The organism is Microbacterium sp. MPKO10, assembly GCF_026107415.2.
Lineage (GTDB): Bacteria > Actinomycetota > Actinomycetes > Actinomycetales > Microbacteriaceae > Paramicrobacterium.
In genome coordinates this window covers 530,528-551,697 of sequence record NZ_JAPCHX010000004.1, presented here as the reverse complement: position 1 = coordinate 551,697, position 21,170 = coordinate 530,528, and the positions used below count along the sequence as shown (strand labels likewise).

Annotated in this window: 18 protein-coding genes; 13 read left to right on the top strand and 5 right to left on the bottom strand. The window is 64.4% G+C overall.

Going from position 1 to position 21,170, the window contains the following annotated elements:
• Positions 1–48: 48 nt before the first annotated feature.
• Positions 49–1,485, bottom strand: a complete 1,437-nt coding sequence (locus OK352_RS10740; RefSeq protein ID WP_265141464.1) for a recombinase family protein — start codon at positions 1,483–1,485, stop codon at positions 49–51.
• 38 nt (positions 1,486–1,523) lie between these two features.
• Between OK352_RS10740 and OK352_RS10735 the strand changes: the two genes are divergently transcribed.
• The 3 genes from OK352_RS10735 (at position 1,524) to OK352_RS10725 (ending at position 4,032) form a co-directional block, all read left to right on the top strand.
• Positions 1,524–2,318 carry an LLM class flavin-dependent oxidoreductase gene (locus OK352_RS10735; RefSeq protein WP_265141463.1) on the top strand — a complete coding sequence of 265 codons (795 nt, stop codon included), beginning with the start codon at positions 1,524–1,526 and terminating at the stop codon, positions 2,316–2,318.
• Positions 2,315–3,415 (top strand): alkene reductase, encoded by a 1,101-nt coding sequence (locus OK352_RS10730; protein ID WP_265141462.1) that lies wholly within the window; start codon positions 2,315–2,317, stop codon positions 3,413–3,415. Before OK352_RS10735 ends, OK352_RS10730 begins: the two co-directional genes overlap by 4 nt.
• A 386-nt stretch (positions 3,416–3,801) precedes the next feature.
• Positions 3,802–4,032, top strand: coding sequence for a hypothetical protein (locus OK352_RS10725; RefSeq protein WP_265141461.1), 231 nt, complete (start codon positions 3,802–3,804; stop codon positions 4,030–4,032).
• A 50-nt stretch (positions 4,033–4,082) separates the two neighbouring features.
• On the opposite strand, the gene OK352_RS10720 is transcribed toward OK352_RS10725, so the two are convergent.
• Positions 4,083–5,057, bottom strand: coding sequence for an acetylxylan esterase (locus OK352_RS10720; protein WP_265141460.1), 975 nt, complete (start codon positions 5,055–5,057; stop codon positions 4,083–4,085).
• Between the two features lie 359 nt (positions 5,058–5,416).
• On the opposite strand from OK352_RS10720, the gene OK352_RS10715 reads away from it, so the two are divergent.
• The 7 genes from OK352_RS10715 to OK352_RS10685 all read left to right on the top strand — a co-directional run bounded on the left by OK352_RS10715 (position 5,417) and on the right by OK352_RS10685 (position 14,621).
• Complete coding sequence (locus tag OK352_RS10715; RefSeq protein ID WP_306387790.1) at positions 5,417–6,703, top strand: ABC transporter substrate-binding protein; 1,287 nt, start codon at positions 5,417–5,419, stop codon at positions 6,701–6,703.
• Positions 6,704–6,841: 138 nt separating this feature from the next.
• The gene (locus OK352_RS10710) at positions 6,842–7,747 is read left to right on the top strand and encodes a carbohydrate ABC transporter permease (RefSeq protein ID WP_265141531.1); all 906 of its coding nucleotides are present in this window, start codon (positions 6,842–6,844) and stop codon (positions 7,745–7,747) included.
• Positions 7,747–8,628: a carbohydrate ABC transporter permease gene (locus tag OK352_RS10705; protein WP_265141459.1), complete on the top strand. Its 882-nt coding sequence runs from the start codon at positions 7,747–7,749 to the stop codon at positions 8,626–8,628. The genes OK352_RS10710 and OK352_RS10705 overlap by 1 nt, the downstream gene beginning before the upstream one ends.
• On the top strand, positions 8,629–10,938 hold the full coding sequence (yicI, locus tag OK352_RS10700) for an alpha-xylosidase (RefSeq protein ID WP_265141458.1): 2,310 nt from the start codon (positions 8,629–8,631) through the stop codon (positions 10,936–10,938).
• 70 nt (positions 10,939–11,008) lie between these two features.
• Complete coding sequence (locus tag OK352_RS10695; RefSeq protein ID WP_265141457.1) at positions 11,009–12,016, top strand: LacI family DNA-binding transcriptional regulator; 1,008 nt, start codon at positions 11,009–11,011, stop codon at positions 12,014–12,016.
• A gap of 120 nt (positions 12,017–12,136) precedes the next feature.
• On the top strand, positions 12,137–13,318 hold the full coding sequence (locus OK352_RS10690; RefSeq protein WP_265141456.1) for an ROK family transcriptional regulator: 1,182 nt from the start codon (positions 12,137–12,139) through the stop codon (positions 13,316–13,318).
• 76 nt (positions 13,319–13,394) lie between these two features.
• Positions 13,395–14,621 (top strand): multidrug effflux MFS transporter, encoded by a 1,227-nt coding sequence (locus OK352_RS10685; protein WP_265141455.1) that lies wholly within the window; start codon positions 13,395–13,397, stop codon positions 14,619–14,621.
• Positions 14,622–14,704: 83 nt separating this feature from the next.
• On the opposite strand, the gene OK352_RS10680 is transcribed toward OK352_RS10685, so the two are convergent.
• The 3 genes from OK352_RS10680 to OK352_RS10670 form a co-directional block, all read right to left on the bottom strand.
• Positions 14,705–15,580: an ABC transporter permease gene (locus OK352_RS10680; RefSeq protein WP_265141454.1), complete on the bottom strand. Its 876-nt coding sequence runs from the start codon at positions 15,578–15,580 to the stop codon at positions 14,705–14,707.
• Complete coding sequence (locus OK352_RS10675) at positions 15,577–16,488, bottom strand: ABC transporter ATP-binding protein (protein WP_265141453.1); 912 nt, start codon at positions 16,486–16,488, stop codon at positions 15,577–15,579. Before OK352_RS10675 ends, OK352_RS10680 begins: the two co-directional genes overlap by 4 nt.
• Before the next feature lie 269 nt (positions 16,489–16,757).
• Positions 16,758–17,765: a LacI family DNA-binding transcriptional regulator gene (locus OK352_RS10670; protein ID WP_265141452.1), complete on the bottom strand. Its 1,008-nt coding sequence runs from the start codon at positions 17,763–17,765 to the stop codon at positions 16,758–16,760.
• 199 nt (positions 17,766–17,964) lie between these two features.
• Here OK352_RS10670 and OK352_RS10665 point away from each other — a divergent pair, with 199 nt between their 5' ends.
• Genes OK352_RS10665 through OK352_RS10655 form a run of 3 tightly spaced genes read left to right on the top strand, consistent with a single transcriptional unit; the run spans position 17,965 to position 21,140 of the window.
• Positions 17,965–19,248, top strand: coding sequence for an ABC transporter substrate-binding protein (locus OK352_RS10665; protein ID WP_265141451.1), 1,284 nt, complete (start codon positions 17,965–17,967; stop codon positions 19,246–19,248).
• 12 nt (positions 19,249–19,260) lie between these two features.
• The gene (locus OK352_RS10660; protein WP_265141450.1) at positions 19,261–20,271 is read left to right on the top strand and encodes a carbohydrate ABC transporter permease; all 1,011 of its coding nucleotides are present in this window, start codon (positions 19,261–19,263) and stop codon (positions 20,269–20,271) included.
• Positions 20,271–21,140, top strand: coding sequence for a carbohydrate ABC transporter permease (locus tag OK352_RS10655; RefSeq protein WP_265141449.1), 870 nt, complete (start codon positions 20,271–20,273; stop codon positions 21,138–21,140). The genes OK352_RS10660 and OK352_RS10655 overlap by 1 nt, the downstream gene beginning before the upstream one ends.
• Positions 21,141–21,170: the final 30 nt, after the last annotated feature.

Here is a 21,170-nt window from a genome sequence, read left to right as displayed (position 1 = left end):
CTCTCCCACGAGTCGACTCACCATTGCAATGACGAGTTGACTCATGAGTCAGTCGCGACGCGGCTCTATGCGAATGAGGTCGGGGTCGAACTTCACGTGACCGGGCGCGATGGGCTCGATGGTCACAGTCACCAGCTCGTCCACGAGCATCCGGCGGCGGTCTATGTCCAACGCCTTCCACTTCGACTCGACAACCTCGCGACGCTCCGCGGTGCCGACCGCCTCCTCCACGTCTGCCAGCAGCTTCGCCGCCACGGATGCCGAGCGGTCGAGCAGCTCCGCGTCGATCTCGTCGATGCGGACCTTCACGTCGTTGATCGCCGCGGTGATCTCCAGGACCGGCTGATGGATGTCGCGCAGCAGCGGGCTCAGCTCCTTTACGCGCTCGACCAGGGCGTTCCGCTCGGTCAGCAGTTCCTCGCGGTCCGGCCCGTCGTCCTCCTGCGGCATCACGAGGTCGTGCACGTCCACCGACGACAGGCGGGTGAGCACTGCCTCGGTGACCATCGCATCGACGGGCTCGCGTTGGCGAGTGAGGTGGAACTGCTCGCCGCAGCGATACGTCGGCTGCTTGCGGCTGTTCGTCCCCGAGACGAGCGTCGCACCGCACTTCCCGCACAGCCCGATCGTCGACAGGAGGTATTTCGGCTGGTTGCCCTGCCTGGCCGACCTCCGCACGTTGTCCTCCAGCTTCGCCACCGCGGTCCGCCACGTCTGCTCGCTGACGATGGGCGGGAACGCCTCGCCCTGCACCGGGTACAGCTCGCCGGATGCGTAGTGCTTGATGTAGCCACAGTAAAGCGGGTTCGCGAGCAGGTAGCGCACGGCATCGACGGAGAATTCCGAGCCGCGGGCGGTGAGGTGACCAGCGCTGTTCAGGTCCTCGCGGATGCGCCGGATCGACAGCGACGGCTCGCCGAGGAACGCGTCGAAGGCCCGCCGAACCGCGTCGGCCTCTTCCTCGATCAGCTCACCCTCCCTCGACCATCCGAACGCCTTCCAGGCGGACGTGGGGATGCCCTCGGCACGTCGGCGCTCGTTCGACCTGATCTGTCGCTCGGCCTTGCGACGCGCCTCGAACCGGGCGAGAGCGGCGAGCATCGTCGCCCGGAACTCGCCGTCCGCCGTCGAGAGATCGATCTCGCCGTCCACGGTGACGACGCGCAGACCGAGGTCGATCAGCGTGTTCAGGTCCTTCGTGCTGCGCAGGAGCCGGTCCATGTCCACGGCGACCACCATCGAGAACCGGCCCGCGCGGGCGTCGTCCAGCATCTCGGCCCACCGGGTGCCAGCGCGGCGCTTCTTCGTCGCCGACACCGCGTTGTCCTCGTAGACCTCGACGACGTTCCAGTCCTTGGCCTCGGCCAGCGCCCTGATCTTCCTCAGCTGCGTATCGACCGTCCAGCGGTCGCCCTTGCGGTCCATGGAGGCGCGGACGTACGCGGCCACCTCGTTCGTCTTCCTCAGCGCTACCAGTTCGACCATGCAACCAAGCTTACGTGAACGGGCGTTGCAACCACGATATGCGGTATGAATCACCGCTCTACTTTGCTGAGCAGGCCGCTTCCCTTGATCTGATTGCCGGTGGACGCGTTCATCTGGGTATCGGCCGCGGTTCTCCTGAAGCAGCGGACCGGGGATATCAACATTTTGGGCATGCCCCGGCGCCGGGCAAAGAGGCGGGGGAGATGGCTCGTGAGCATACACGGCAGGCGCTCGCTGCGGTGCGTGGCGTGGGTATTGCGGCACCCAACCCGGAGCAGAGCATCACAAGAGATCTTTTGCCGGTCAGCCCGCAATCGCCCACGGTACATGAGCGAATTTCCTGGGGTGCGGGCAACCGAGACACGGCGGTTTGGGCGGCCGAGAATGGAATGGGGCTGATGAGTTCGACGGTCATCATCGATGACGCCGTCACCTCATTCAGCGCACTTCAGGCGGAGCAGATCGACGCTTTCACGAACGCATGGCGCTCGTACGGCTGGCCGTGGCGCCCCAGAATCACCGTCATTCGCAGTATCGTCCCGATCGTCGACGACGAAAGTCGCTTCTATTTCGGAACAGGGCCTGAAGACCGTGACGGTGCAGGGATTCTCGACGGAACTGCATTTCGGTACGGCGGTTCCTACATTGGTTCTCCGGAAGATCTCGTCAATCGACTGCGCGACGATGTCGCGCTCGCCGCCGCCGACACCGTTCTCGTCACGATCCCGAGCCAGCTTGGTGTCGACTTCAATACGCGGCAGCTCGCTGCTGTTCACGCGATCGGTCGAGAACTGGGATGGAACGATGAGAAAACCGGTCAGGAGACCCCATGAATACCGCGTTGAAGCCGTACAGTCTCGCGGGCATCACCCTCAAGAATCGAATTGTGATGGCGCCGATGACGCGCGCCCGCGCACACGGGCGCGACGCGACGGTCAGTGCGCTGAACGCTGAGTACTATGCACAGCGGGCGAGTGCAGGACTCATTGTCAGTGAGGGCGTGCAGCCTTCCGTGTCTGGTCAAGGCGTGGCGGACACGCCGGGATTGCATTCCGTGGCACAGGTCCACGCGTGGCGCTCGGTCACCGGCGCTGTTCATGCGAGAGGCGGGAGGATTTTCGCGCAGCTCATGCACTCGGGCAGGTTCGGTGATCCCGACGTGTTGCCACGAGGAATGCAGCACGTGGCGCCGTCCGAGGTCGCAGCGGCAGGAACCATCCACTCGCGTGCGGGACGGACACCATTGCCCGTTCCGCACGCGCTCACTGAGGACGAGATATCCGAGACGATCGCAGACTTCGCCACAGCGGCAAGAAACGCGATAGCTGCCGGATTCGACGGAGTAGAGATACACGGGGCCAACGGATACCTCGTGCACCAGTTCCTTTCGACAAACGTCAACTTGCGCGAGGACGGATGGGGAGGAACCTCCGAGCGGCGGATCCGGTTTGCCGTCGATGTCACATCGGCAATCGCCGATGCAATCGGTGCTGAGCGAACCGGCATCCGCCTCTCACCGGGAAACACGCTCCACGACATCGTTGAGAACGATCTGGACAACACCTACGACATGCTCATCGCTGCTCTTTCCCCGATGAACCTGGCGTACATTCACCTCATGGAGTCGCGTGATCTGCGTCCCCTCACTGTGAGGCTGCGTCAGCACTGGCCAGGAACGTTCATTCTGAACCCCTTCACGGAGGGTCGATCGACCGGGCCAACCGAGCTCGCACTTATTGAGGATGGGACGGCAGACCTCATCGCCTACGGAGCGCTCTTCATCGCCAATCCTGACACCCCCGCTCGCCTAACAGCCGGGGGTCCCTTCACCGCTGTGGATCCTCGTACGTTCTTTGGCGGTGATCATCGCGGTTTTACTGACTATCCGTTCCTCGAGTCCCCGAGCCAGGAACCCGGTAGGGGCGGGTAGGACTCGGCGGCCCCCGCCCGTTCGCACTGATTGTTCCCCGTCCTCAGTTCTGGCTTTCCGCTCTGAGGTGAAAGCGCTGTCCTTGCGGACCGATGGCGTCGAGAACGTCATCAAAGTTGTCTGGCATTCGGCGAGCTTCCCATCGGTATGCAAATACTTCGGGACGAGTAGGCACAGCAGCTCGATATCGTGCAGCGCAGGCTTGCGGCCGGGTGGCGATCGCAGGTGAAGCCGATCGCGGGCAGGACCCGGTCATCGAGATGGACGTTAAGTGTGACCAGCAGTGTGTTGAGTCCGGTATTCACGCATTGGGGCTGGCGCCCTCCGCTACCGATTAACAGCCTCCACACCGTTCACGGCCAATCGGACTCACTCATCTAAGGGCCGTGCGTCCCAGCGGCGTCTTCCTTTTCGTTACGCACGACATCAATGACCTCACGACAAGCGTCGGGTTCGACCCGCAGCGCTACTGCCAGCCGGGTGATGTCGCGGCGCTGCTCGGGCCTGGTTGGACAATCTCTGTCGACGAAAAGCGTCTCAGAGACAGCGGGGCGCAGCGAGCCACGAATCACACGCATGACGCGATCCTCTGCGCTCGCCGCGAGCAGAACACGTGAGTATCTCGGGGGATTGTTGGGCGTCCGGTAGCTGTGCCGCTGCTCTGAAACTACTCGAGCACCTCGCGGAAGAACTCAAGCGCATACTGGCGGTCGAGCGGCCCGCCGCCCTCGTGGCCGTTGTACTGCCACAGCGTCATGCGCTTCTGCCGGGGATCAGCGGTCTGCCATTCGTTGAACGCACCGTAGATCGTTGATGGCGGGCACGTCGGATCCATGAGGCTCGCCGAAAACAGTGTGGGAGCCGTGGCGCGGCGCGCGAAGTTCACACCGTCGAAGTACGAGAGCACCTCGTGCACACGCGCGACTTTGTCGCGGTGCACGGCGAGGTAGCGGCCGATCTCCTTGTACGGATCATTGTCGGTGATCACGGTCGCGCGCGGAAAGTCGCACAGGAACGGCACGTAGGGGGCGGCGGCCGCGAGATCGGGGACCAGCCCCGCGACGGCGATCGTGATGCCGCCGCCCTGGCTGCCGCCGGTGATCACCGTGCGGGCAGCATCCGTCATCTCGAGTGCGCGCGCTGTCTCGAGAGCGCGCACAGCGTCGGTGAAGACGCGGCGGTAATAGTACGTCTCGGGGCTGTCGATGCCGCGCGTCATCATGCCGCTGCCCTGCGGCCCCGTGCCCTCGGGATCGGGGGTGTCGCCGGTCGACCACCCCGAGCCCTGCCCGCGCGTGTCCATCAGCAGATGCGCGAACCCGGCGGATGCCCACATGAGGTTCTCGTGCACGTGGCCGCGTCCGCCCCCGTACCCCACGTATTCGACGACGGCTGGCAGCGGTCCCGCAGCGTGGTGCGGCACCCGCAGCCACGCCCGGACCGGCTGCCCGGCGAAGCCCGAGAAGGTCACATCGTAGGTGTCGATGGTGCTCAGCCCTGTATCGACGAGAGTGAGGGTCGGGGCGGATGCCGCGTCACGCGCTTCCTGCAGCGTGCGACGCCAGAACTCATCGAAGTCGGCTGGGGCGGTCTGCGCGCTGCGATAGGCAGCGAGGTCGGCCTCGGGCATGTCAACGAACATCGGTGAGTGTCACTTCCTCATGATCGGTGCGTCGCCTCGGTGTGCGCGCACTCTGCCGTGGTCTGTGTCGTGGGTCGAACAGAGCCTGAGCCGGACAGAATCCGGCCTCGGGCACTGTCGAGAATCAGGTACTGCCGCGGTTCGGGTTCTTCCGGCTCGAACACTGTGGTCGGGTTCCAGGGTAGCGGGAGGCGGTGCCGTCTCACGACTTCTTTGTCGTTTCATCCGACAAATCACTTGCGCATCGTCTGTCGAAGCGTTTAGACTCATCTGCAACACAGCGCGTCGAAACGTTTAGACAAACGTCGATCACCCCCACGATCACCTCGGCGCTTCGGGCCTTACAAGGAGGTAAATCCGTGAAACGCCACACACGATCGGCGGCCGCCCTCGCTGCCGTCGGAATCGGAGCAATGCTGCTGTCGGGCTGCTCGGGCGGAGCGAGCCACGACGAAGACACGCTTGTTCTCTGGCACTACGAGAACGCAGACAGCGCCATGGGCATCGCCTGGAACAAAGCGATCGACATCTTCGAGGAAGAGACCGGGGCAAAGGTCCAGTTCGAAGAGAAGAGCTTCGAGCAGATCCGCTCAACGGCAAGCCAGGTGCTCAACTCAGACGAAGCCCCCGACATTCTCGAATACAACAAGGGAAACGCCACGGCCGGACTCCTGTCGAGCCAGGGCCTGTTGACCAACCTCGATGAGCAGGTCAAGAAGTACGGCTGGGACGAGAAGCTTGCGCCGTCGCTGCAGACCACCGCGAGGTACAACGAAGACGGCATCATGGGCTCCGGCAGCTGGTATGGCGTCCCGAACTACGGTGAGTACGTCGAGGTGTACTACAACAAGGACATGTTCGCCGACGCCGGACTCGAGGTGCCCACGACGCTCGACGAGTTCGAAAGCGTCATGCAGGCATTCGTCGATGAGGGAATCACGCCGCTCTCGGAGGCCGCGGCTGAGTACCCGCTCGGGCAGCTCTGGTACCAGCTCGCGCTGACCAAGGCCGACCGCGACTGGGTTGACGCGTATCAGCTGTACACCGATGACGTGGACTTTGAGGGCCCCGAGATCTCGTACGCGACAGAGACCATCGCCGATTGGACGGACAAGGGCTTCATCTCGCCGGACTCCACGGGGCTCAAGGCCGAGGACGCCGGAGTGGCGTTCATCTCGGGCGACTACCCGATCTTCTTCTCGGGCAGCTGGTGGTACAACCGCTTCAATACCGAGATGGATGCTGACTGGGGCACGTTCCTCTTCCCCGGTGCTGAGATGTCGCCCGGCTCGGCCGGCAACATGTGGTCCGTGCCCGAGAAGGCGCAGAACAAGGATCTCGCGTACAAGTTCATCGACATCACGATGCGCCCCGAAATCCAGGCGATTATCGGGAACAACGGCGGCGTCCCCGTCGCCGCGAACGAGGAAGACATCGACGCGGACAGCCAGGAGTTGATCGCCAACTTCAACACGCTCACGGAGCGCGACGGGATCGCGTTCTACCCGGACTGGCCGACAGCGACCTTCTACGACGAGCTGAACGCTGGCCTGCAGGAGCTGCTGAACGGCACGAAGTCACCGGCCGAGGTGCAGAAGCAGCTGGGTGAGCAGTACCAGGCGGGCGTCGACGACATCGTCGGCTGAGACACGTGGATGCTGCGGGGCGCTGCCCCGCAGCATCCACCCCTCTTCTCATTCTGACTCGAAGGGCGAACTTTCATGGCAACAACGGAAGTGGACACAGGGGCCGACCCGCGCGTGCGACAACGAGTTCGCGAGGGGATGATCCCCGGCGCGACCTCCCGAACATATTGGTTCTACCTGATCCCCGGCCTCGCCCTGCTCGCGGTGATCATCGTGATCCCGCTGTTCTGGAACATCTACCTGTCGTTCACCGACTACCGGGGCATCAAGCCGCCGGAGTGGACGGGGCTCGACAACTGGGTGAAGCTCTTCGGCGATGCCACGTTCTGGACGTCGTTCGTCAACTCGATAGCGATGATTCTCGCGATGGTCGTGCTGCCAACGCTGCTCGGGCTTCTGCTCGCCGCAATGTTGTTCGACCTCATCGGGCGCAAGTTCGGCGGCAAAATGGCGAGCTTCTTGCGCGCCACGTACTACCTGCCGCAGATCATGCCCTCCGTGATCGCCGCGATCGTGATCGGGTGGATCCTGCGCCCGCAGAACGGTGCGCTCAACAACGTGCTCGGCGGCATCGGCCTCGAGAACCTGCAGCACAACTGGCTGGGCAGCCCCGATACAGCGCTGATCAGCATCATGGTGATCATGATCTGGGTGCAGCTCGGCTACCCGGTCGTGATCTTCATGGCCGCGCTGCAGCGCGTGGATCCCGAGCTCTACGAAGCGGCAGAGCTTGACGGCGCCAATTGGTTTCAGCGGTTCCAGGCCATCACTATGAGCATCATCCGCCCCGAGATCTTCGTCGTCGTGCTGACGTGCACGATCGCGGCGCTCAAAGTGTTCGGCCCCGTGTACGCGCTGACCGGCGGCGGGCCAGGAACCTCGACGATCGTTCCCGCCTACTACGCGTACAGCGAGTTCTTCCAGTCGCAGCAGGTCGGATACGGAGCCACCATCGCCACGGCGCTCACCGTCGTGATCGCGATCGTCAGCATCGTCTTCATCACATTCCAGAACCGGCTCGAGCGCAAAGAGGAGCAGATCTGATGGCCACCGAGCTCCTGACAACCGGCAGACGGATCACCAAGCGGCCGAGCGGACTCAACCGGAAGAAGACCAGCGATTGGGTCGTACTCGCGGTCGCCATCGTGCTCGGCTTCTTCATCGCCGTGCCCTTTCTGATGATCCTCGTCAACTCGTTCAAATCTCCCGAGGACTACGCCACATCCGGCCCCCTGTCCTTGCCGACCGAGTTCTACACGGACGGGCTCACGGCGTTCTGGGAGCGCGTGAACTTCCCCGAGAAGCTGTGGAACAGCATCTACATCTCCGGGCTCGTCGCGGTGTTCGCCGTGGTGATCTCGATGTTCAACGCGTTCGCCCTGGGGATCGGCCGGGTCAAAGGCCGCTCGTGGATCGTCGTGCTGATCCTGCTGGCGAACATGCTGCCGCAGGAGGTGCTGCTCTACCCGCTGTACTTCATGTTCAAGCAGGTCGGGCTGTACGACAACCAGTGGGCCGTCATCATCATCTTCACCGTCATCCAGTCGGCGTTTGGCACGTACCTGCTCGCCTCCGTATACGGCACGTTCCCGAAGGGGCTGCTCGAGGCAGCATCCCTTGACGGCGCCAGCCGCTGGCGCATTCTCTGGACCGTGGTGTTCCCCATCTCGCGCCCCACGCTGAGCGTGCTGCTGATCTTCTTCTTCATCTGGACGTGGAACGAGTTCTTGATTCCGCTCACGTTCCTGATCAGCAATGCGACGCAGACGGTTCCCGTGGCGATCACCGTGCTGCAGGGCGACCGCCTCATGGACGTGACGACGACGAGCGCCTCGGCGCTGCTCGGTCTCATTCCGACACTCATCTTCTTCCTCATCTTCCAACGCACCCTCACACGGGGCATCACCGCAGGAGCAGTCAAGTAAATGAAGTTCACCGACGGATTCTGGCAGACCCGACCCGGCGTCACGGCGCTGTATGCCCAGGAGGCATACGACATCGAGCGGGTGGGGCAGTCGCTGCGCGTGACGGCTCCGACGCGGGTCATCGCGACGCGTGGGGACACCCTCAACCGACCCGCGCTCACGGTGTCTCTGTCGAGCCCTCTCGACGGCGTCATCGCCGTGCGCATCGAGAATCATCTCGGTTCGGCACACCACCGCGGGTTTGAGTTGCCGGGGGCGGATGCTGGTGAGCCCGAGATCCGCATCGACGACGCCGAGGGCACCTTCACGAGCGGGTCACTCACAGCCCGCGTCACGGCGGGGAGTCCGTGGAACCTGTCCTTCGAATCGAACGGTCGCGAGTTAACCCGCAGCGGCGGGAAGTCGATCGGTCGCATGGACCTGGCACCGGATGCTGCCATCGCGGCGGAGCCCGTGGGCGAAGTGGGCGCCTCAGCTGATGGCCGCCCCACAGCATCCCGGTATCTTCACGGGCAGCTCTCGCTCGGAGTGGGTGAGCTCGTCTACGGCCTGGGGGAGCGGTTCGGCCCATTCATCAAAAATGGTCAGTCCGTCGACGTGTGGAACGCCGACGGCGGCACCTCAAGCGAGCAGGCGTACAAGAGCGTTCCCTTTTACCTGACCAACCGCGGCTACGGGGTGCTCGTCAACCACTCGGAGCACGTCTCATTCGAGGTGGCGAGCGAAGCCGTGGAGCGCGTGCAGTTCTCGGTTCCCGGCGAGGTGCTCGAGTATCTTGTGTTCGACGGGCCGACGCCCGCCGACGTGCTTGAGCGCTACACGCGGCTCACCGGTCGCCCCGCCGAAGTGCCCGCGTGGTCGTACGGGCTGTGGCTGTCGACGAGCTTCACGACGGACTACGACGAGAAGACCGTGTCGAGCTTCATCGACGGCATGATCGAGCGCGACCTGCCGCTGAGCGTTTTCCACTTCGACTGCTTCTGGATGCGCGAGTTCAACTGGACCGATTTCGAGTGGGACACCCGGGTGTTCCCCGACCCGGACGGCATGCTCGAGCGGTTGCACGGCAAGGATCTGCGTGTCAGCGTGTGGATGAATCCGTACATCGCCCAGCGCGGCTCCGCGTTCGAAGAGGCCGTCGCCGGGGATTACCTGGTGAAGAAGCCGAACGGCGATATCTGGCAGTGGGACATGTGGCAGTCGGGCATGGCGCTCATTGACTTCACGAATCCGGATGCTGTCACCTGGTACCAGGGCAAGATCCGGACGCTGCTTGAGCAGGGCGTCGACGCGATCAAGACAGACTTCGGCGAGCGGATCCCGACAGACGTCGTGTGGTTCGACGGAACCGACCCCGGGGCAATGCACAACCTGTACACGCAGCTGTACAACAAGGCGGTCTTCGAGGTCCTCGAAGAGCACAGGGGTCAGGGAGAGGCCGTGCTGTTCGCACGCTCGGCGACGGCGGGCGGCCAGCAGATGCCCGTCCACTGGGGCGGAGACAACTCGTCCAGCTTCGAATCGATGGCCGAGACCCTGCGAGGCGGGCTGTCGCTCGCGATGAGCGGCTTCGGGTTCTGGAGCCACGACATCGGCGGTTTCGAGGGGATGCCGGATGCTGCCGTGTTCAAGCGGTGGGTGGCGTTCGGCCTGCTGTCGAGTCACTCGCGGTTGCACGGCTCGACGAGTTACCGGGTGCCGTGGCTGTTCGACGACGGATCCGAAGAGCCCGGCCAGAGCGCCGTCGACGTGACGCGCACGTTCGCTCAGCTGAAGAACCGGCTCATGCCGTACCTGCTGCAGGTCGGCCGCGAAGCGCACACGACTGGTGCTCCGTTCATGCGCCCGATGCAGCTGGAGTTCCCAGACGACCCGACTGTCGACTACCTCGACAGGCAGTACATGATCGGCTCGCAGCTGCTGGTCGCGCCGGTCTTCAGCGAAGCGGGTGAGGTGCAGTACTACCTGCCAGCCGGGCAGTGGACGAATTTCTTCACCGGGGAGACGGTTGACGGCGGTGTGTGGCGCACCGAGACCCACGCGTTCGACAGCATCCCGCTCTGGGTTCGCGAAGGTACGGTCTTGCCGCTCGGCGCACGCACCGACCGCCCCGACTACGACTACCTCGACGGCCTGGAGCTCGCCGTGTATCCCTCGCGTGAGGCCGGTTCACAGCGCGTGACGGTGACGACGCCCGAGGGAGCCGAAGCCACGTTCACAGCGAGCTGGGATGACTCGGGCGTGACCGTCGACCGCGATGGCGACAGCGACACTGGTGCCGTGTGGACATGGCACGCCGTCGGTCGGTGATGGCCGCCGGTCGGGGCGTACTCTAAACTCCGACCAGACGGTTGCGAGTGCACAGTGGAAATGGGGGATCGTGGCGAACATTCATGACGTCGCGAAGGCGGCTGGCGTATCGATCAGCACCGTCTCGTATGCGCTGAGCGGAAAGCGGTCGATCGGAGAGGCCACGCGCGTGCGCATTGCGGACGCCGTGCGCGAACTCGGCTACCGCCCCAACGCCGGCGCCCGGATGCTGGCAGGCACCACGACCCACATTTTCGCGCTGAGTGCGCCGTTCCGCCCTGACACCTACGCACCCGCGCATATGGCGTTCGTGCTCGCCGTGACTCAGGCGGCGCGCGCGTATGACTACGACGTGCTGCTGCTGACGGAGGACGAGGCGACGGGTGGCCTGCAGCGTGTTGCCGCAAGCCGACTCGTCGACGGCGTCATCGTGCTCGATGTGGCGAGGGACGACGAACGAACGCACCTGCTGCACTCGATCGATCTGCCAGCGACCGTGATCGGCATTCCCGATGACACGGAGGGACTCGTATGCGTCGACCTCGACTTCCGCCAGGCGGCGGAGATGTCGCTGGCGCGTCTCACAGACAAGGGACATCAGTCGATTGGGATGCTGGGGCACCCGCCGCGCATCTACGAGCGCGGCTCCAACTTTCCGCACCGATTCCGTGCAGGGTTCGAGGATGCCGCGGCGGAGCGAGGTGTGCGGGGCGCCGTCGCCCTGCCCGGCCACGGTCCCGCCGGTGTACGCGGAGCGCTCGATGAACTGTACGAGCAGCTGCCCGATATGACCGGTCTGGTGATGAACTGCGAAGAGCCGATACAGACGTCGGCACTCGACGAACTGGCCGATCGCGGGATCGATATTCCCGGGGGCCTGTCGGTGATCTCAGCGTGCTCGAGCTTCGACACGTCGCGCTTCTCGCCGCCGCTCGATGTGATTCCGCTTGTCGCAGCCGAATCGTGCGAGCGCGGTGTCGAACTGCTGGTCGAACAGCTCACCGCCACCGTCGATCCCCGCGTCGACCTGGTTGCTCCGCACTACATTGACCGCGGTTCCGTCTCGCCGTTGTCGTGATCGATGAACCGATTCGGTGCACCGAGACGGTGCCCGCACCTGGGCAGGACGAGAGCAGCCAGAGGCGCCGGTGGAACCGTCCTTCACCTGCGCCGAGCGTTGGCGCATTAGAGTTTCAGTGTGGCAGTGCGCGGCAATAACCTCGATACCGTCCGTCGGCACAACCTTTCGACAATCGTCAGGCTTGTGCATCGCAGCGGAGGGCTCTCACGGTCACGCCTCACCGCGCTCACCGGGCTCAACAGATCCACGGTGGCCGCACTCGTCGCCGAACTCGTCGATCTGGGCCTCGCTGTCGAAGAGCTGCCCGAGGGTGTCAAGCGCGTCGGTCGCCCGTCGCCCTTGGTTCGACCGAATCGGGACGCTGTTGCCTTCGCGGTGAACCCCGAGGTGGACTCGATCACCGTGGGCGTCGTCGGGCTCGATGCCGTCGTGCGGTCGCACGTGCGCCGCGAGGTGGAGTCCACGCCGACGCCGGAGGAAGCCGTGCACATGACGGCGAGTCTGGTGGCGGAGCTGCAGCGCGAATTGCCCGAGCGCACAGTGGTGCTTGGGCTCGGCGCGGCGGTCCCGGGTCTTGTCCGCAGTTCAGACGGAACGGTGCGGCTTGCTCCGCACCTGGGGTGGACTGACGTGCCGTTGGCGCGGCTGCTTGCCGACGCGACGGGCCTGCCCAGCTGGGTCGGCAATGATGCGAGCCTTGGCGCGGTCGCCGAGCGCACGTTCGGCGCCGGGGACGGCGTCACGGACCTCGTCTATCTGAACGGGGGAGCGAGCGGCATCGGCGGCGGCATGATCGTCGGGGGAGAGCTGCTCGGCGGTATCGGCGGTTTCGCGGGAGAGTTCGGTCACACGCGCGTCGCTGGCGCTACGGTCCCGGGTGCAACGCTCGAAGACGAGGTGAACCGGGCGCGGCTGCTCGAGGCTCTGGGAGACCCGGGTCTCGATCCGTCAGATCTTGAGCGGGCGATCCTGTCGGCCGTTGACGAGGATGCTGTCACCGAGATCGATCGGCAGGTGGACATGCTGTCGACGGCACTGCGCAACACCATCAACATCCTGAATCCGGCTCTTGTCGTGCTCGGCGGGTTTCTCGGGCTTCTCTACGAAGCACGCACCGACGCGATGACGCGGCTCGTCGGCCTGCAGACGCTCGGCCCTGCTTTCGAAGATGTCGCGATTGCGCGCGCGGCGTTGGGCGACGAGATCCTGTTGATCGGGGCCGCTGAACTCGTCTTCGACATCGTGCTCACGGACCCGGCGCGCACGGGCGCCGCGCTGTCGCAGCATCCCGTAGAGTAGAACTCTCGAATCGATTCGAGCGCGGGCTGGCTCGAGACCGCGCTCGATACATCCACGCTCAGCCAGGGAATTTTCTGTGACTACAGTCGTGCATCCCGGAGACTCGCTTTCCGGACGACAGCGCCTCGTCTACATCCTCATTCTGGGGGCCCTCGCGGCAATCGGTCCCTTCACGATCGACCTGTACCTGCCGGCCTTCCCCGCGCTCACCGAAGATTTCGGAGTGTCGGACGCGGCGATCCAACTCACCTTGACCGGTACGACAATCGGGTTCGGCTGCGGAATGCTCTTCATGGGCCCGTGGAGCGACAAGGTCGGGCGGCGCCTGCCACTGATCATCGCAACCTCCGTGCACGTCGCCTCCAGCATTCTCGCGTCGGTCGCCCCAGACGTCATCATGCTGGGGATCTTCCGCGTCACCCAGGGCGCTGGGGCGGCAGCCGGTGGTGTCGTCGCGATGGCGATGGTGCGCGACCTGTTCGGCGGCAAGCCGCTGGTCAGGATGCTGGCGCGCCTCGCGCTTGTTCAGGGCATCGCGCCCGTGCTGGCTCCCGTGCTCGGCTCACAGCTTCTGCTTGTGCTGCCGTGGCGCGGGCTGTTCTGGTTTCTCGCGCTCTACGGACTCGTCGTCGTTGTCTGCGTGAGCCTCTTCATCGTGGAGACACTGCCCAAGGAGCGGCGCACGGGCAAGGGGCACAGCACCATGCGCGAGCGCTATCGGAACATCTTCAGCGATCGCATCTTCATTGGTGTTGCCCTGGTCGGTGCGATGAACTTCTCTGGGCTGTTCTCGTACCTGTCGAGTTCGTCGTTTCTCTTCCAAGAGTTGTACGCCATGGACGCCCAGCAGTATGGTCTGCTGTTCGGCGCGAACTCGGTCGGCGTCGTGATCGGCGTGCAGATTGCGGCACGGCTGATGCGCTGGTGGGGTCCGCAGTGGGTACTTGTCTGTACGACGGCCGTGCAAGTTCTGACCGCCGTGTCGATGTTCGTGCTGTCGTTCACCGATGCCGGTCTGCTCGGCGTGCTGATCCCGCTGTTCTTCTTCATTATGTCGTGTGGGTTCACCTTCCCCACCATTCAGGTTCTCGGGTTGGTGAACCATGGACGGGAGGCCGGAACAGCGGCTTCTCTGCTCGGCGCGATGAACTTCGGCGTCGCCGGCATCCTCTCACCGGTGGTCGGACTGCTCGGCGTGAGCACGGCGACGATGTCGGGCGTCATGATCGTCACGGCTCTTGTCGCGACGTTCTCGGTGTGGGTTATCGTGCGCCCTCGGACGGTGCCTCCGCTCTCCGACTGAGTCGTTGACCGCGAGGCCCGCGGCGCGCAGACCGACGCCCTCGCCACGAGGGGTGGCGAGGGCGTCCTGCCGAACGCGCTGTATCAGGCGTCGCGACGCTTGGTGAGGATCGCTCCCGCCACAAGGCCGAGGACGATCCACGCGGCGAAGATGATGAGCATCCAGGCCTGATCGAGCACCAGGATTCCGTCCGCGTTGAATCCGACAGCGGGCGCTGCCTCGGTGCCTTCGCCGTTGTACTGGTACAGCGCGGCGCCCACAGAGCCGGGCAGGATGGTGGCGATGTTCGCAGCCCAGGTGGCTCCCGTGAAGCTGTAGACGATGTTGATCCCCACGGGAAGCACGAACAGCATGCCGACCGCTGTGGCGATGCCTCCGGCTGAGTTGCGCAGAATCGCGCCGAACGAGAACGAGAGCAGTGCGATCAGCGCGAGGTATCCGGCTGAGCCGATCAGCGCGATCAGAACATCCGGGTTGCTCAGGTCAGGAGAGACTCCGTTGAGGGCGAAGACCGGGATCGACGCGGCGAGTGCCGCGACGACCGAGATGAGCCCCACGATGAACGTGACAACGGTGAGCACGAGAGCCTTCGCCGTGTAGGCGCTCAGTCGGCCCGGTGCAGCCGTGTATGTCGTGCGGATCATGCCTGTCGTGTATTCGCCGCTGATGACCAGCACGCCGAGCACGGCGGCGATCAGCCCTGTGAAGTTGCCGCCGACCGTCAGATACTGGGCGACCATGCTGTTCTGCGCGGCCTGCGGCAGATCGTCGCCGCCGAAGTTCGCCGAGAGCGCCATGAGAACGCTGAAGCCGGCTGTGGCGAGGATGATCAGCACGTAGCACCACACGGTCGAGCGCAGGCTGCGGAGCTTGATCCATTCCGAGCGGATCAGCCCGGGGAACGAGAGGCGGATGCTGTCGAGAGAGCGGGGAGCGGGTGTGGCTGTGGCGGTTGTCATCGGACTTCCTCCGTGCGGTACTCGACCGCGTCGTTTGTCAGTTGCAGGTAGGCGTCTTCGAGCGACGCGTTGACCGGGGTGAGCTCGTGGAGCACGATTCCGTGGGATGCTGCGGATTCGCCGATCTGTCGGGCGTCGATCCCGGACACCTCAAGCAGTCCGTTCTCGCGTGAGGTCACCGAGACGTCGGGAGCGGTCAGCAGCCGTGCAAGGTCGGCGGTCTGAGGCGTTCGCACGTGCACGAGGTTGCCCGTCGACGCGGCGATGATGTCTGTCATGGGGGCGTCGGCGATGATCTTGCCGCGCCCGAGTACGATCACGTGATCGGCGGTCTGGGCCATTTCGCTCATGAGGTGCGATGAGAGGAAGACGGTGCGTCCCTCGTCGGCGAGTTGGCGTGTGAGGCGTCGTACCCAGAGCACGCCTTCCGGATCGAGACCGTTCACCGGCTCGTCGAGGATCAGCGTGTGCGGGTCGCCGAGCAGCGCTGCGGCGATGCCGAGTCGCTGGCCCATGCCGAGCGAAAAGCCGCCGACGCGTTTGCGTGCGACCGAGCCCAGCCCGGTCATCTCGATGACCTCGTGCACGCGCTTTTTCGGAATGCCGTGTGTGGCGGCGAGTGCCAGGAGGTGGTTCTGCGCTGAGCGTCCCGTGTGTACGGCCTTGGCCTCGAGCAGCGCTCCCACTTCGTGTAGGGGAGCCGCGCTGTTCTGGTAGCGGCGGCCATTGACGGTCGCTGAGCCCGATGTGGGGTGGTCAAGGCCGACGATCATGCGCATGGTCGTGGACTTGCCTGCCCCGTTTGGCCCGAGAAACCCGGTCACCATGCCGGGACGGATCGTCGCAGAGATGTCGTCGACGGCGAGCTTGGAGCCGTATCGCTTGCTCAGGTGCTGGAGTTCAATCATGCTTCCACGTTAGAGATCGGCAGGCGGCGCGCGCGTCAGCCTCAAGAATGATGCGCGCATCGACAGGATGATGTTGTCGGGTCCCCACGGTGTACGGCTGAGGGTGCCGCGCGGTGACGAGGCCTCAGGCGGCCCGGATGAGGCGTGTCAGCGCGATTGCGAAGCAGTAAAGGGCGGTCGGATGCTGCAGGGCCGCGTGGTGCGGGAGGTACGGGCCGAGAGCGCACCGGGCAGGAACGTACGGATGCCCTGAGCGTCGGAGCAGACAGTCAGGAGCGGGCGGGTGGTGGCGCCGTCGTCGCCCGCGGGATCAGCGTGGTGGCAAGCCGGACGTGCGCAGCATCCGTGGTTTCGCCGTTCATCAGCGCGAGCAGCAGGTTCACGGCTTCGCCGCCCAGGCGCTGCATCGACTGCCGCACCGTCGTCAGGGGAGTGGCCAGCCGGGAGGCCTCGGGAATGTCGTCGAACCCGACAACGGAGAGATCGCGGGGAACCGAGAGACCCATGCTCGTCGCCAAACCGACGACGGCGATCGCCGAGATGTCGTTGGCGGCGAAGATCGCCGTCGGCGGGTCCGTGTTCTCGAGCAGGGACGCCGTGCGCTGCCGGGCTTCCTCCGGCTCATAGCGGCCGATGCGCACGAGTTCGGGTGTGAATGGGATGCCGGCTTCGCGCAGTCCCTCGCGATACCCGGCCTCGCGCAGCATCGACGAACGCAGGTCGGGACGGCCGGCGACAAACGCGATCCGGCGGTGACCCAGCTCGACGAGATGCCGCATCGCCTGAAGAGCGCCTCCGAAGCTGTCGGACTCCACGGTCGGGAGGTCGGCACGCCCGGTGTGCGGATCGACGGCGACGATCGGAATGTCGCTCGTGGCCCCGACCACCGTGGGCGTGACCATGATGGCGCCGTCGATGAGCGTTCCGCTCAGACGGCTGAGCGAGCGGCGCTCCCACCCCTCGCTGTCGCGCTGCCGGGAGGCGCTGTAGGCCAGGAGATCGAGTTCTGAGCCATGGAGCGCCGTGCCGACGCCCTTCAGGATCTCGGCGCTGAACGGCTCGAAATCGGCGACGAGAACGCCGATGACGCCCGTGCGACGCGAGCGCATGCTGCTGGCGACGAGGCTCGATTCGTAACCGAGTTTCTCGACAGCATCCAGAACCCGCTGCGCGGTCGCCGTGGCGATGCCATACCGGCCGTTCACCGCTTTCGACACGGTGGCCACAGAGACCCCGGCCTCTGCCGCCACATCGTGGATCGTCGCTCTGCGCACCATGCGCCGAGAGTAGCATGGAAAAGGATTTCGAAAACGTTTGACAACTCTCTGAGGCATTGTCAGTATCGACCTACTCGGGTCGTGTGAGCACAGCAGCAACAAGCACGATCTGGGAGGCGACAGCACCCCACCCGCTGGCGCAGCACCGCGTCCTCCCTTCTCGCGAGGGACGTCGCTCAATGAAGAGAAAAGGTGAGACATGAAGACCAAGCGATGGCTCGCCGCGTCCGCGTCGCTCGCTGCAGGGGCACTCCTGCTCAGCGGCTGCAGCGGAACCGGCGGAGCAGATGACGGCAGCACCGAGATGACGCTGTGGCACAACTCGACGACGGGCGCAGGCAAGCAATTCTTTGAAGATGCCGCCGCTGCCTTCGAGAAGGACCATGAAGGCGTCACCATCAAAATTCAGGCGCTTCAGAATGAAGACCTCGACGGCAAGCTCCAGACCGCGCTCAACTCGGGTAACGCTCCCGACATCTTCCTGCAGCGCGGCGGCGGCAAGATGGCGGCCATGGTCGCCGCAGGCCAGCTGATGGATCTGACCGACGAGATTTCAGACACGGCGAAGGACGAGATCTCGGAAGGCTCGTTCTCGGCTGAGACGCTCGACGGCAAGGTCTGGGCCATGCCCCTCGCGGTTCTGCCCGGCGGCATGTTCTACAGCCAGGACCTGTTCGACGACGCGGGGATCACCGAGAACCCCGAAACTATCGACGACCTCGTCGGCGCCGTCGAGAAGCTCAAGGACAGCGGCGTCGCTCCCATTGCCTTGGGCGCGAAGGACGCGTGGCCTGCCGCCCACTGGTTCTATTTCTTCTCGCTGCGCGAGTGCTCGTCAGACACCATGGCGAAGGCGGCAGACGAGATGGACTTCAGTGACGGATGCTGGTTGAAGGCGGCGCAGGACCTTGAGGACTTCGCCTCCAACGAGCCGTTCAACGAAGGGTTCCTCACCACATCCGCTCAGCAGGGCGCGGGAAGCTCGGCCGGTCTGATCGCGAACCACCAGGCGGGCATGGAGCTCATGGGCGCGTGGGACCCGGGCGTGATCGGATCGCTCACCCCCGACGAGAAGCCGCTTCCTGACCTCGCCTGGTTCCCGTTCCCGGAGGTTCCGGGCGGCAACGGTGAGCCGGGCGCGATGATGGGTGGTGTCGATGGGTACTCCTGCTCGGCAACGGCTCCGCCGGAGTGCGTTGACTTCCTCAACTACCTCGCCACCGCTGATGTGCAGGAAAGCTATTACAAGGCGTTCAACGCACCTCCCGTGAACACGAAGGCGCAGGAAGCCGTGACCGAGCCGTACCTCAAGCAGATCCTCGAGGCCTACAACGAAGCGCCGTTCGTTTCGCAGTGGCTCGACACGGTGTACGGACTCAATGTCGGCAACGCGCTGAACGTCGCCGTCGTCGACCTGCTCGCCGGCCAGGGAACGCCCGAGGACATCATCGACGCCGTGACAGTTGCTGCGAAGAAGGGCTAAGGCGCACACATCATGACCGTTCGAACGCACTCACCGTCGCCACGACGCGTGGACGCAGTCGACGAGTCGACGGGGGCCGGCGCAGCGGCGCCGGCCCCCGCACGGCGCCGCCCGAAAGGGCAGAGCTGGAGGACTCGACTCGAGATCACCGTTCTCGTCGGCCCGGCGCTCGTCATGTTCCTGTCATTCGTGATCTTTCCCGTCGCGATGGCAGCCTTCTACGGCTTCTTCCGGTGGAAGGGCTTTGGCCCTCCGACAGATTTCGTTGGGCTCCAGAACTACCTCACGATCTTTCAGGACTCGGCATTTCTCGAGGCTCTGACCCATAACGGCATCATCGTCGTTCTCTCGCTCGTGCTTCAGGGGCCCGCGGCCATCCTCCTCGCGCTGCTGTTGAATCGGCGCATGCGCGGCCAGTCTGTGATCCGCGTGCTGATCTTCATCCCGTACGTGATTTCCGAGGTCGTCGTCGGCACTGGGTGGAGCCTGATGCTGCAGACGACGGGAGCCGTCAACGGCTTCCTCGAGAACATCGGGCTGGGGGCGCTGAAACAGGATTGGCTCTCAGACCCGGCGATCGCGATGTGGACGCTGATGCTCATCATCACGTGGAAATACATCGGCTTCGCCGTCATCATCTTCCTTGCCGGGCTCCAGGGGATCCCCGAAGAACTCACCGAAGCGGCTCAGATCGACGGTGCTTCGTTCTGGCAGATTCAGCGACGCATCACCCTGCCACTGCTGGGACCGACCGTGCGCATCTGGGCATTCCTCTCGATCATCGGCTCGCTGCAGCTATTTGACCTGGTCTACATCGTCTGGGGCCAGTACGTGGCATCGACAGCGGGCACGTCGACGATGGCGACGTATATGGTCGCCAGCGGCCGCAACTCCGGCAACTACGGCTACGGAAACGCCGTTGCCGTCGTCATGTTCATCATCTCGCTGATCATTGCGCTGCTCTACCAGCGGTACGTGATGAAACGAGACACCGAGGGCGCGCTCACGGAAGGAAAGAAGTGATGGCCACTGCAACAATCCGGCCCCGGCTGGCCCCGCGGCGCGCAGAACAGAAGCTGACGTGGGGCAACCCGGTCGTGTACTTCGTCGCGCTCGTCGTGATCGCGCTCATGCTCGCGCCGGTCGTGTACATCATTCTCGGCGGATTCCGCACGAATGCGCAGATCACGACAGACCCGGCGGGCTTTCCAGCACCGTGGAACATCGGCAACTACTTCACCGTGCTCTTCGGCTCGGTTTTCTGGCAGCAGGTGCTCAACTCGACGATCGCCGCCGTCGCGACCACGCTCGGTGCTGTGGTACTGGGCGTCATGGCGAGCTATGTGATTGCCCGCTACCCGTTCCGCGGCCGCGGCATCCTGTATTCGCTGTTCGCTGCCGGGCTGATGTTCCCGATCACGGTGGCCATCACTCCGCTCTACATCGTCATCAAGAATCTGGGGCTGATGAACTCCCTTGTCGGGGTGATCCTTCCCCAGATCGCCTTCGCGCTTCCGGTGACGATCATCATTCTCGTCCCCTTCCTCCGCGCCATCCCCAAGGAGCTTGAGGAGGCAGCGTTCATCGACGGCTGCTCACGCATCGGATTCTTCTGGCGCATGGTGGTGCCGCTGGCAACGCCCGGCGTCATCACGACAGGCATTCTGGCATTCATCGGCAGCTGGAACGGCTACATCCTTCCGCTGTTCATCTTGAACGACGCGTCGACATTCACCCTCCCGCTCGGGGTTCAGGCGTTCGCCTCGCAATACGCCGTCGACACCGCGAAGGTTCTTGCATTCACCTCCCTCTCGATGATCCCCGCGCTCGTGTTCTTCAGCCTGTTCGAGCGGCGCATCGTCGGCGGTCTCACGGGAGCCGTCAAGGGGTAACCGCTCCGGCCAGACATCGCCGGTTCGGAT